The sequence below is a fragment of the Bacillus sp. SD127 genome (genome assembly GCF_058566445.1).
This window is the reverse complement of record NZ_CP191226.1, coordinates 636644-649442: the sequence shown is the minus strand read 5'-3', so window position 1 is coordinate 649442 and position 12799 is coordinate 636644. Positions and strand designations below refer to the sequence as shown.

At 43.7% G+C, this 12799-nt stretch carries 10 protein-coding genes; 3 read left to right on the top strand and 7 right to left on the bottom strand.

All coding sequences use genetic code 11. The annotated features are described in order from the left end of the window. A complete protein-coding gene (gene uvrB, locus ACQVGS_RS03370; RefSeq protein WP_010332039.1) occupies positions 1-1986 on the bottom strand; it encodes an excinuclease ABC subunit UvrB in 1986 nt (661 codons plus the stop codon). A gap of 182 nt (positions 1987-2168) precedes the next feature. Further along, positions 2169-2399, bottom strand: a complete 231-nt coding sequence (locus ACQVGS_RS03365) for a CsbA family protein (RefSeq protein ID WP_003228053.1) — start codon at positions 2397-2399, stop codon at positions 2169-2171. A 630-nt stretch (positions 2400-3029) separates the two neighbouring features. Between ACQVGS_RS03365 and ACQVGS_RS03360 the strand changes: the two genes are divergently transcribed. The 3 genes from ACQVGS_RS03360 (at position 3030) to ACQVGS_RS03350 (ending at position 7535) form a co-directional block, all read left to right on the top strand. Further along, complete coding sequence (locus tag ACQVGS_RS03360) at positions 3030-5525, top strand: PEP/pyruvate-binding domain-containing protein (RefSeq protein WP_127696439.1); 2496 nt, start codon at positions 3030-3032, stop codon at positions 5523-5525. A 76-nt stretch (positions 5526-5601) separates the two neighbouring features. Then, on the top strand, positions 5602-6171 hold the full coding sequence (locus tag ACQVGS_RS03355; protein WP_024123004.1) for a TetR/AcrR family transcriptional regulator: 570 nt from the start codon (positions 5602-5604) through the stop codon (positions 6169-6171). Positions 6172-6200: 29 nt separating this feature from the next. Further along, the gene (locus ACQVGS_RS03350) at positions 6201-7535 is read left to right on the top strand and encodes an MFS transporter (protein WP_106019631.1); all 1335 of its coding nucleotides are present in this window, start codon (positions 6201-6203) and stop codon (positions 7533-7535) included. Positions 7536-7583: 48 nt separating this feature from the next. Here the strand turns inward: ACQVGS_RS03350 and minJ are convergent, their stop codons facing one another. The 5 genes from minJ to ftsE form a co-directional block, all read right to left on the bottom strand. Beyond that, positions 7584-8780: a cell division topological determinant MinJ gene (minJ, locus tag ACQVGS_RS03345; protein WP_101859875.1), complete on the bottom strand. Its 1197-nt coding sequence runs from the start codon at positions 8778-8780 to the stop codon at positions 7584-7586. A 78-nt stretch (positions 8781-8858) separates the two neighbouring features. Next, the gene (swrA, locus tag ACQVGS_RS03340) at positions 8859-9212 is read right to left on the bottom strand and encodes a swarming motility protein SwrAA (protein WP_015251121.1); all 354 of its coding nucleotides are present in this window, start codon (positions 9210-9212) and stop codon (positions 8859-8861) included. 384 nt (positions 9213-9596) lie between these two features. Continuing rightward, positions 9597-11039, bottom strand: coding sequence for a carboxy-terminal processing protease CtpB (ctpB, locus tag ACQVGS_RS03335; protein ID WP_101864698.1), 1443 nt, complete (start codon positions 11037-11039; stop codon positions 9597-9599). Between the two features lie 142 nt (positions 11040-11181). Beyond that, a complete protein-coding gene (gene ftsX, locus ACQVGS_RS03330; protein WP_106019938.1) occupies positions 11182-12072 on the bottom strand; it encodes a permease-like cell division protein FtsX in 891 nt (296 codons plus the stop codon). Beyond that, positions 12065-12751, bottom strand: a complete 687-nt coding sequence (gene ftsE, locus ACQVGS_RS03325; RefSeq protein WP_010332047.1) for a cell division ATP-binding protein FtsE — start codon at positions 12749-12751, stop codon at positions 12065-12067. Before ftsE ends, ftsX begins: the two co-directional genes overlap by 8 nt. Between the last annotated feature and the right edge of the window lie 48 nt (positions 12752-12799).

Below are 12799 nucleotides of genomic sequence, written 5' to 3'. Positions count from 1 at the left end.
TCATCCTTCCGCTTTTAACTCTAAAAGTAAATCGCGAAGCTCCGCGGCTCTTTCAAAATCAAGCGCCTTGGCGGCTTCCTTCATTTCGTGCTCCATTTGTTCGACGACTTTCTGACGCTCTTTCTTCGTCATTTTCGACAACTTCGGCGCAGCTTTTGTTTTATACTCCGCTTTGTCCTCAGCAGCCACAGTCGCACGAATCACGTCACGAATTTCTTTATTAATCGTTTGCGGCGTAATGCCGTGTTCTTCGTTAAACCGCTCCTGCTGCTCGCGCCGGCGTTTCGTTTCATTAATTGCAATTTCCATAGACTTCGTCATTTTATCGGCGTACATGATGACACGGCCTTCCGCGTTCCTCGCCGCCCGTCCGATCGTCTGAATAAGCGAACGCTCCGAACGCAGGAAGCCTTCCTTATCCGCATCTAAAATCGCAACCAGGGATACTTCCGGAATATCAAGCCCCTCTCTCAGGAGGTTGATGCCAATGAGCACATCATGCTTGCCGAGACGCAAATCACGAATAATTTCGATCCGTTCAAGCGTCTTAATTTCTGAATGCAGATAATTAACCTTGATGCCGATTTCTTTTAAATAATCGGTTAGGTCCTCTGACATCTTCTTCGTCAAAGTCGTTACAAGCACCCGTTCATTCCGTTCAACTCTCGCGTGAATTTCACCGATTAAATCATCAATCTGGCCTTCAATCGGCCGCACGTCAATAAGCGGGTCAAGAAGCCCTGTCGGACGGATGATCTGCTCTATCATTTCATCTGTATGTTCAATTTCATACGGCCCTGGTGTGGCTGACACATAGACGATATTGTGCATATGCTTTTCAAATTCTTCAAACCGGAGCGGGCGGTTATCAAGCGCTGACGGAAGACGGAATCCGTGATCCACCAGCACCTGCTTTCTCGCCTGGTCTCCGTTAAACATGCCGCGCACCTGAGGAATCGTCACGTGCGACTCATCCACCACAATCATAAAATCGTCAGGAAAATAATCGAGAAGCGTATACGGCGTTGAACCCGGCGGGCGAAGCGTCAAATGTCTTGAATAATTCTCAATGCCGGAGCAGAATCCCATTTCCCGCATCATTTCAAGATCATATCTCGTCCGCTGCTCTAAGCGCTGCGCTTCCAGAAGCTTGCCGTTTTCATGCATGACCTTCAGCTGCTCCTCAAGCTCCTTCTCGATATTTTGAATCGCTTTTTCCATTTTTTCGGCCCGCGTAACGAAGTGGGATGCCGGGAAAATCGCGATATGTTCACGGTCGCCTAAAATTTCTCCGGTCAGGGCGTCCACTTCCCTAATCCGTTCAATTTCATCTCCGAAAAACTCGACTCTTACACAGTGTTCATCACGGGATGCCGGGAAAATTTCCACTACATCTCCGCGCACACGAAACGTACCGCGCTGAAAATCAATGTCGTTGCGGGCATATTGAATGTCAACAAGCTTTCTAAGCAGCTCGTTGCGCTCAATTTCCATTTCAGGACGCAATGACACAACCATTTCACGGTATTCTTCAGGCGAACCGAGACCGTAAATACAAGACACACTCGCAATGATAATCACATCTCTCCGTTCAAACAGAGACGATGTAGCGGAGTGTCTGAGTTTATCAATTTCATCATTAATGCTGGCATCTTTCTCTATAAATGTATCCGTTTGAGGCACATACGCCTCCGGCTGATAATAATCATAGTAGCTGACAAAATACTCGACAGCATTGTTCGGAAAAAATTCCTTAAACTCGCTGTAAAGCTGTCCGGCAAGGGTTTTGTTATGGGCAATGACGAGTGTCGGCTTATTGACTTCTTTAATCAAATTGGACACCGTAAATGTTTTGCCCGTTCCTGTTGCACCCAGCAGAGTCTGATGCTTCTTGCCCTCCTGAATGCCTTTGACAAGCTTTTCAATGGCTTTCGGCTGATCTCCCTGGGGCTGGTATTTTGAGACTAACTCAAAGCGATCTTTCACAAATAAGCCTCCGTTTCTTTAACGAAATCTTCCTATAGATATAGTAACACAATGGAAAGCAAAATCACCAAAAATACGAACTAAAGTTCGGTGGTTTTTTATTTCCAGCTATTTTCATGTATAAAAAACCTGCTTTTAAAACGTAAAAGCAGGAATTCATCTTTATATTCATTATGTCCGGTTTATTCTTCTTTTTTCTCAGCAGCTTTTTTGGCCATGTAAAGTCCGCCGGCCACAAGGGAGACAACATCTAATCCCACAATAAAATACGTTTCTGTATAGCCTTTTAAATAAGAAGCAAACAGCAGTGCAGCTGTAAGAGCGATCGCCACGTAATGGTTAAAGGTCACTCTCGTAAATAGGACGACAAGCATAAAAGGGAAAAATAATGCAAAAACGGCTTTTGTAATCACAAAAACCCTCCTCAGGGATTCTTCATCTGATTTGATTATAGTAAAAAATGAAGAATCGGACAATCGTGCAATGGTTCCCTCTTTCTACACCATACCCTTTTTCAGTTCAATTCAATCATCGTGCCCTGCCGCAAAACTCTCTTCTTATAGATAGACAGATGCCTCATCCGATTTTTTGGCAAGACCCAAATCCAGCTATTCAACCCGGACAGAAGAAATGTTCATAATAAAATAATAGATTACCGGCAGGCAAAATAGACGGTATCAAATATAAAGAAAAATTGACTTTAGTGCGGCTGAATGAGAGCTGAAACTGTACTGATTGTCAAATCAACAGGAAGGTAGGTATTAAGTCTCGTTTAAGTGAAGGAAGCTTGACCAACAGCGATCTGAAAGCTCAGTGAAACGATTTGCGAATACGAAAAAATAAGCAAACAGACCCGCTCAGTTTTATTTTTCATGATCATCTAACTAACTTAAATATTCATTTTATTTAGGGCTTTTTGCGTTTGACAACATTTTCCTATAAACCTACAATTGAGTGATAGTGTTCACTATCATTTTTTTGAACATTGGCTCCCAAAAATAAAAGATAGAGAGAAAAATACTAAGGAAAGAGGGGTTTTAAACATGTACTCTGTGTTATTTCGCCAAGCTGAAGAATCCAGTCAGCTGGCTGGAGCAAAAGGCATGAATCTGATTAAACTGACCAAACACGGACTTCCTGTTCCAGATGGGTTTATCATTCAAACGAACGCTCTCGCCCGTTTTATGGAGGATAATCAGCTTCATGATTCAAGCGAAAATATCGAAAATGCCATTATTGCCGGAGCATTTTCAGATGAGCTAAAGAACGAGCTGACGAGCTCCTTTTACGAGCTGAGAGAATCATATCGTTCCGTGGCCGTCCGCTCATCATCAGCCTCAGAAGATTTAGAGGGCGCTTCATTCGCCGGTCAATATGAAACCTATTTAAATATAAAAACAGAAGAAGAATTTCTGGCTAAGGTGAAAGAATGCTGGGCCTCCTTTTTCTCAGGCAGGGTCAGCCGCTATAAGAAGAAAATGAACAATCAAATCGCAGAGCCGTTAATGGGTGTTGTGGTGCAGGGCCTGATTAATTCAGAAATATCGGGTGTGATTTTCAGCCAAAATCCCGTTACCCATGATGATAGAGAGTTATTAATCAGCGCCAGCTACGGCCTGGGAGAAGCGGTCGTATCAGGAAGCGTCACTCCTGACACGTATATCGTTCATAAAGCTTCATTTGAGATTCAGAAAGAAATGGGTTTAAAAGAGATCTACATGGAGTCCGCAGCAGAAGGTATTGCCGAAAAAGAAACGAGCGAAGACATGCGCAGCCGTTTTTGCCTTACAGATGAACAGGTAATTGAGCTGGCTGAAATCACCAAAAAAACCGAAGCCCTATACGGATATCCTGTTGATTTAGAATTCGGCATCGCCAATCATAAACTGTACCTTCTGCAGGCACGGCCAATTACCACCATTGAACAGGATAAAAAAGCGGCTGAGGAAGAACGGAACTTCATGATCACCGGCGAGGATATGGATGATTTTTGGCTCAATATGGAGTCCAACATCGAAGGCCCGGTCAGTCCGCTATTTTCATCTTTTATTGTGCCCGCACTTGAATACGGCTTAAAGAAAAGTATGCAGCAGTTCCCGATCGGTGTCATCGTCGATGAAGTAAAAGTTTACCGGGGACATATTTATTCAAAAAATCAAGGCGGACAACAACAGCCTCCTGAGGACAGTGCCGAAGAGCTTTTTCCGATATTGGCCGAGCGCATGTACGACATCATTCATAACACGTACCTTCCGTTTTACCGGACATTGGACCAACTCACACAAACGGAACACACTCCGGAAAGTGCGCTGGAGGCCTTTAAAAAACTGAAGGCCTTTTATCTCACGGCCTATGAGGAACACTTCAATATCGTTTTCCCGCAAATTCTGTTGACGAACAAACTGCAAGCAATGTATCAAAACATTCAGGGTGAAGCTGAAAACTCACATTTTTATGAAATGCTGACAGGAGTCATGAACAAATCGCTGGAAACAGACCGCGGCCTATGGCAATTCTCCGTTGAAGTACGAGAAAATCCGAGTCTGACAGCCATTTTTGAGCATACCGAGCCGCAACAGCTGCAGAAGAAATTAGAACAAATCGACGAGGGCAGACGTTTCCTGCAAAAAATCAATGAATTTTTACAGGAATACGGATGGAGATCTGTAAAAAGCCACGATCTGATTGAACAGACTTGGGCAGAGAATCCATATTACGCATTGACTCATATTCAAAACTACGTCCGCAATGGCTATCATTTTGACAACGAATTTAAGAAGACCATTGAAAAACGTGAGAAGTTGTACAATGAATTCTTGCAAAGCATTGAGGATTCCGCTTTGCAGAAAGAATTTGAACGTTATTATCAATGGACGCTGAATTCGTCCAATATTAAAGATGATCATCATTTTTACATTGATGCTATGCTGGATGCCAAGGCAAGAGTCTTTTTGCTGAAGGTAGGAGAATTGCTGGCAAAAAGCGGTGTGATCCGAGATCGAGAAGACCTTTGGTTCTTATATGATGACGAGGTGGAAAACGCGCTCCTTCATCCCGTATCCCTTCAAGAGAAGGCTGAAAAACGGAGACAAATCTTTCATGAGTATGAGCTGGCACAGGCGCCTGCTTATCTCGGTACACCGACAAAAGCGCAGCTGAAAGCGGCTGAAGAAATTGTCGGTGCTGTCATAGAAGATGAAAAAAACACGGAGAATGATATTTTCGGAATTGCAGCATCAAGCGGTATCGCAACAGGGCCGGTTAAATTGATTCGGGATGCCAGTGAGTTTTCTCGATTCGCGCCTGGAGACATCCTGGTTTGCAAAATGACGACACCGCTATGGACCAGCCTGTTTCAAGATGCCAAAGCCATTATTACAGACACCGGAGGAATCTTGTCTCACGCAGCGATTATCGCACGGGAATACGGCATTCCGGCTGTTCTCGGCACACGTGCAGCGACAGAAAGGCTTCGAGATGGAGACATCGTCACTGTAGACGGAAACAGCGGCAAAATCACAGTTGTCAGCCGGTCCTGATGCGCCCACCCTCTTTATTATACAAGCGGGGCAGGTGTATACTTGTCCTGCCAGTATATTCGTGAGGTGAAATGTATTGAGACCGACAAACCGCAGAATCCTAGACGCTGCCATGCAGCTGCTCGTCAAAAAAGGATATCGTGCAACGACGACAAAAGAAATTGCAGAAAAAGCAAATGTAAGTGAAGCGACGATTTTCAGGAATTTTAAAAACAAACAGGGGCTTGTCGAGGCTCTGCTTTCTCAGCATTCTGCAAATCGAAATCGCATCTTTGAGCAAACAGAGGGAGATTTGTATAAAGACCTGCTGCATATCGGAACCTGTCTGCTGGAAGAGCTTGAACAAAGAAAAGATATAATTAAAATCAGCTTTCGTGAACCGGCCATGTTTCAGGATGTCATCAACCATGTGACTGAATATCCCCAATCTATGAAACAGCTTTTAGTTGATTATCTCACAAGCATGGGTGAGAAAGGGGCTATCCAGACAGGAGATGAATCGGAACATGCCGATGTATTTATTTCGATGATTTTCGGTTACTTTGTACACCGTCTTCATTTAGGAGACAGAGTGATTACAATGCCCCAGGAAAAAATGCTGGAGCATAGTACAGCTGTATTCGTCAAAGGAATTACTGCCCGTTAGCTCCTTGGCAAAACAAAAGGAGGATCCCAATGAGCTCAAAAAAAGAATGGGCGCTGATCGTCTCACTTTTATTGGGGGCCATCCTGGTTCCCATTAACTCAACGATGATCGCAGTCGCGCTTTCATCTATATCACATACGTATAACGAATCCATCGCAAGCATCACTTGGGTGGTTACCGTTTATTTAATCGTCATGGCCGTCACACAGCCAATAGCCGGAAAACTCGGTGACATGTACGGCAATAAAACCATGTATTTATGGGGCGTCGGCCTGTTTCTGATTGCTTCATTAGGCTGCGCTCTATCGCCGAGCCTGTTTTTGTTAATTGTATTTCGGGCTTTGCAGGCTGTCGGCGGGGCACTGCTCACGCCAAACAGCATTGCCATTATCCGGCACGTTGTATCAGAGAAACGCCTTCCGAAAGTATTTGGCTATTTCGGGCTCGGCGCGGGTCTGGGCGCCGCTCTCGGGCCGTTTATCGGCTCTCTTTTGATTGACAGCTTCAGCTGGCATTCGATTTTTTGGGTCAACATCCCGTTTCTCGCCATTGCTTTATTTACAGCATTGACCATGTTTCCTCAATATAAAGAAAACAAATCAGAGGCGCCGCTGGATATTATCGGCTCTCTCTTGCTGGCAGGCAGCATCGTTTCGATTATCCTGCTGACGAAAAATGAGTCTTCATGGGGCTATGCATTATACAGCATATTGATACTGCTTTTTGTCCCGCTTTTTTTCAGACGGGAAAAACGCACACAGCATCCAATCATTGATTTTGCGCTGTTTAAAAGCTCAACCTTTACAAATGCCAATCTATCCGTCTTGTTAAGCAATCTAATGATGTATGCCGTCTTATTGATTATGCCGTTATTCATGACAAACCAGTTTGGGCTTAATACGTCTAACAGCGGCATGGCGCTTTCCGTCTTTTCGATATTTATGTCGGCGAGCAATTGGGCAGGCGCTCAGCTCCATCATAAATGGGGTGCGAAAAAAATCATATTTCTCTCATTTGCGATGATGGCCGGAGCCAATTTGTTATTTTTGCTCTTGAGCAGCTCCCATTCCGTTTTCTTCCTGATGATCTCTCTTATTCTCGGAGGGCTTGCATCCGGAGTCGGACTGACCAGCATGCAGGTGTCATCCCTTGCCACAGTAGAGCCCACGATGTCCGGAGTGGCTTCCGGCATTTTCTCGACCTTCCGTTATTTCGGAAGCATTATTTCGTCAGCCTTAATTGGCCTGATTTCTGGGTATCACACGTTATTTATTATTCTCTTCGCGGTATCCATCATTGGTGTTTTTGTTTCGTTAGGCATCAAATCTGACGAAACGGCACGCATGGAACAAAATTCAGCGTAAAACAAAACAGCCCGGCGCCACACAAAATATGTGGTGCCGGGCTGTTTTTTATGATCCAGGCAAAGCGGCTGCTTCATCTTCACGGTCATCCTTTACGAACAGAATGCCCAATTCATGATGTTCTCCCTCATAAGACGCACGCTGATCAAAGCGAATCTCCCCGTTCAGACCGATAATTTCAAGTTTCACATACGCACGGTTGCGCTGGAGCGCTTCATAAAAATCTGATACGTGCTTAACGGGCACGCCGTTGACTTTCGTAATAATTTCTCCGATTTTTAATTCCAAATCTTCAGCCGGTGTATTTGGTATAATGCCAAGCACCATTAAGCCTTGATCACGCTTGGAGAAATAAAACGGTGCTGCATTGTCGTTTACCCTTTGCTTCACGGACAGAAAAATACGTCCTAATACAGCCGCACAGACAGCTGCACCCGCAAGCGGCGTCCACAGCAAACTCGCTGCACCGAGAGCGGAGACAATAAGCCCGAGTATACAGACTCGCTTCGCTGTGATTCTTATACTCGTTTCAGGAAGGGAACCCTGCACCCTTTGGCCGAATCCGACAAAGTAAGGTATCCACAGAAAATGGAATGACCCTCCGGGAACAGAAAACACAGGCCACCAGCTGAGGTGTGATTCTAATCCATTGCCAGGTACAAGAATAAACAGCGGTAAAAGCCATATACGGTTTGCAAGCTGCTGACCGATCGGCAAACCGCGGCTGCTGACGACCAATCCCGGTGATGTTTTCACATGGGCAGAACGATATGCAACCGCTCCTTCAGCGATAACCAATAAACCCAAAAACACCGCCAGGGCCGGCCACATGACCGCAAAGCCTTGCGGAAACCGATCCAGAAAAGGTTCAGCCTGATTCACTTGCAGTCCAAAACCTATCAGCATACTCACACTGACGATATATGCAGCAGACATCCAGTTTGCGCGAAGAGTGAGCGCTGCCGCTGCAGTCATAACGGCAATAATCGCAAGCATACCGAGAGGAATAGAAATTCCGAGTACCCCTAAAACAATAGACAAAAGGATACCGGGAATTAACCCTTTTGTATATGTAAATTTCAGTTCATCATAAATGTCTGCTATTCTTGTATGAAAGGTTTTTCGCTCACGTTTGATCCTCACATATCCGAAAGCCAGACTTACAATGACAAAAAACCAGAATAGCGGGTGCAAAAAGAACAGGCCCGCACTTTTTAACAGTTCAAATCCCCATTGAACAGACACTATCTTTCACCGCCTCAAGCCAAACATATTACTCATATTCTATCAAATATTAAATGGCTTGGATATCCTCAGGAGGGTTTATCTCTCTTGCGTCATCCACAGCGTGACATTCGATAGTGAAAAATCCTTTAAATAATGGTTTACATCAACGTCCAATAACCCGCTGATCAGGTGCATCGACCTCTTTATATCTGTCAGATTGATTCCTAATCGTTTATGGTTTTTCATTAAGTAATTAAAATAATGCTTGGCACATTCTTCATTAATGTCATTGACCGATTCAACATTTGTGTAATTCACTAGGTACCTGCTAAACAGCATAAGAAGACTTAGTGCTTTTGTAGCTGAAAATGTTACGTCTTGTGTTCTGTCTTTTAATTGTTCCACTAATTCATAATATTTTTTTTCACGCACAATACTTGCCCTCTTCAATTGTGAACCCCCATTTTCTTTGTACAGATAAGCACGGGCCAGTATAAGCAGCAGTACTGGAGTGCTAACAAGCATTCTCGCTAACGTTTCTCTTTTAAATACCTGTAGTTCAGCTGCCATAAACCTGATTACTGTTCTTTTTAGAACCTTCTTATATTGTATGAAGTAAACAAAGACTAGGCAACTTGCAAAAGTTTCATTTTAAATGCATATTTTCTCGTTAGAAAGTCTCTCTCATATATTGATATCGGGTAATCTCGGTCCTTTATAAATGTTTATTTGTGAAAAATTTTTTAATATCTTGTCAAAAACTCAATTTTTATGTGACTTATGGATTATTTATTCATTAAGCACAAAGAAACAGGAGATGGAACACCATCTCCTTTAATTGACAAATAATGATTTAAGCGCCGTTTGAAGCTGCAAATCATTTTTTTCATCTGATTTTTTCATTTCAATTAAATGATTTATTTTCTCCGCGGTGCGATTGTCAATCACACCCGTTTTTGCGAGCTTGTTTTGATCCTGAAAGGCCAAAACCGCTTTTTTCATTTCTTTACTGAAATAGCCGTCTTCCCGACCCGGATCAAAACTGAGTCCTTTCAGCAAAACCTGTGCATGTTTCACATCTTCATTGTTCATATCAGCTTTAAGAGGCTCTTTTAGCTGCAATGGACCTGCGGAGAAATAATCAGGCTGCTTTATCGCAATGGTCGGCTTAACACCCTTCTTATGAATCCAATTCCCGTTTGGCGTCAGCCACTTGTAAAGCGTCAATTTAATATTGCTGCCGTCTCCCATCGGTACAGCTTGTTGAACAGTTCCCTTTCCGAACGACGTGTCACCTACAACATCATAATGCCCCGCTTCTTTTAATGCGCCTGCAAGAATTTCAGAAGCAGAGGCGCTCCCCTTATCTGTGATGACATTGACAGGGTATGTTTTTTTATGGGTCAATGTTGAAAAATAACGTTTTCTATCTCCATTGCGTTCAGCAATCTGAATGTACGGCTGATCCTTTGTAATGAAATGCTTAAGAATCTCTTCAACACTTTGAAGATATCCTCCCGGGTTTCCTCGAACATCCAGCACAAGGCCTTCAATTCCTTTTTTCTCAAGCTTGCCCAATGCTTTTGCAAAATCCTCCGCCGTATGCTCAGAAAAAGTAGAAATGGCGATATACCCGACAGAATGCCCCTGCACTTTTTTCTCTGAAGCAAACACCGTTTCAAGCGGAATTTCAGCTCTCTTAATGCGGAATGACAATTGCTTCTTCGTCCCGGGCCGCTGAATCTTTATTGACACGCTGGAACCTTTCTTTCCTCTTATTTTTAAGACAGCGTCATTTAAATCCTTGCCCGCCATCGATTCTCCATCAATACTGATGATTTCATCATTCGGCTTCAGCCCGGCTTTTTCCGCAGGAGATTGTTTAAATGGCGACACAATAATGATTTTGCCTTCTTCCACTCCAACCTCAGCCCCGATGCCTTCGAAAGAGGAATCAAGAGAATCAGAAAATTGCTTTGCCGTCTGCTTGTCCATATAGACGGAATAAGGATCGTTTAATGTAGACAGCATCCCTTGAATGGCTCCTTCAAGCAGCTTTTCTCTATCAACCTTTTCTACATATTCATTCGAAATCAATTCATATGCTTTTTCAATTTTATCCATAGCTGCAGCCCGATCAGAGTCAGCTTGAGCCGTTGCGGCAACAGCTGCGGCTTCCGGCTTTTCGGCTTCCAGCAGGTTCATTCCCGCATATACGCCGGCGCCTCCGAACAGCATGCTCCCCGCCGCTATCACAGCGATTATTTTTTGATTCATCCTTTACTCCTCCTGTATGCCAGACTGTCTTTGCAAAACCTAGAGATAGTATATGTAAAGGATGGAGATTTCATGTAATCATAGAAGAAAAAGAAGGCAAAAGAAAAAAGCCGTCCCGCAATCGGGATGGCTTTTCTTATGTTTATACCCGCAAAAACTTGCGGATGGAAGTCAGGCTTCCCCATACTCCAATCACTGCGCCAATTGCAATTAATACAAGCGAGACTTGGAATACAAACGGATTATATGGAAGAAGAGAGACAAATGATCCTTGAACCTTCGGAACGACCCATCCGATAACATATTGATAAGTGCTCAAGACAAGCGCGATCGGAATGACTGAACCGAATACGCCGAGCAGCAATCCTTCAAGGAAAAACGGCCAGCGGATAAACCAGTTCGTCGCACCAACAAGCTTCATGATTTCAATTTCTTTTCTTCTTGCAAAAATCGTAATTTTGATGGTGTTGGAAATTAAGAACATCGCCGTAAACAATAAGCCGATAATTAACGCGATTCCGATGTTGCGGGAAACGCCGACCACTTTAAACAAACGGCTGACCTCTTCTTTTCCGTAAGTAACTTTATAAACATGATCCATTTTTTCTATCTTTTTCGCGACATTTGGCGTATCATGCGGATCGGTCGTTTTCACGACAAACGCGTCATTCAGCGGGTTTTCCTGATCCTGCATCGTCAGGGATTTTCCGCTGTCTCCAAAACTGTCAACTAACTGGTCAAGCTCTTTTTCTTTAGATGAAAAAGTGACGCTTTGAATGCCGTTCAGGTCTTTTATCTCGTTCTGCAGCTTGTCCTGTGCCTTCTTATCTGCAGTCAGATCAACCAATACCTTGATTTCGACTTCTTTTTCAGCATTCGTAGCCATGTTATTCAAATTCAGCATAATCACTAAAAACACGCCGACTAAAATCAGCGTAACGGTTACTGCACTAATGGATGCAAACGTCATCCATGTGTTTCTCCCGAGAGATTTAAAACTCTCACGCAAATGGCGCCCGAGAATTTTAATCATAAGAACCATACTCCCCTCTTGACTCATCACGCACAATGATACCATCTTCGATTGCAATGACACGTTTCTTAATGGTGTTTACGATTTCTTTATTATGTGTCGCCATTACGACTGTTGTTCCGCGGTTATTAATCTCCTCCAGCGTCTTCATGACTTCCCAAGACGTATCCGGATCAAGGTTTCCCGTAGGTTCATCTGCAATGACAACATCAGGGCTGTTCACAATTGATCTGGCTATAGAGACACGCTGCTGCTCCCCGCCTGAAAGCTGGTCAGGGAATTGTCTCGCTTTATGCTTCAGCTGCACCAAATCAAGCACTTCAAGCACCCGTTTTTTAATGACAGACGGCTGTTCTCCAATTACTTCAAGGGCAAAAGCCACATTCTCAAACACAGTAAGTTTCGGGAGAAGCTTGAAGTCCTGGAAGACTACACCTATTTTACGCCGCACGAAAGGAATCTCTTTTTCTTTAACCGATGCGAGATCTTTATGATTGAGTAAAATTTGCCCTTTTGTCGGCTTTTCTTCTCTGTATATCATTTTAATAAAAGTAGATTTACCCGCTCCGCTCGGTCCGACAACATAAACAAACTCTCCGGGATGAATGGTAACTGAAATCCCGTTTAGCGCCTTTACACCGTTCGGATAGGCTTTGTATACTTCTTTCATCTCTATCATGAAATCACCTAATCTTTTATATCATTTTATGTCGCACGGTCATACTCT

Excerpts from the sequence above, each read along its gene's own strand:
- ACQVGS_RS03360 (WP_127696439.1), top strand. The coding sequence starts at position 3,030 with ATGTACTCTGTGTTATTTCGCCAAGCTGAAGAATCCAGTCAGCTGGCT.
- ACQVGS_RS03350 (WP_106019631.1), top strand. The coding sequence starts at position 6,201 with ATGAGCTCAAAAAAAGAATGGGCGCTGATCGTCTCACTTTTATTGGGG.
- ctpB (WP_101864698.1), bottom strand. The coding sequence starts at position 11,039 with ATGAATCAAAAAATAATCGCTGTGATAGCGGCGGGGAGCATGCTGTTC.
- ftsX (WP_106019938.1), bottom strand. The coding sequence starts at position 12,072 with ATGATTAAAATTCTCGGGCGCCATTTGCGTGAGAGTTTTAAATCTCTC.
- ftsE (WP_010332047.1), bottom strand. The coding sequence starts at position 12,751 with ATGATAGAGATGAAAGAAGTATACAAAGCCTATCCGAACGGTGTAAAG.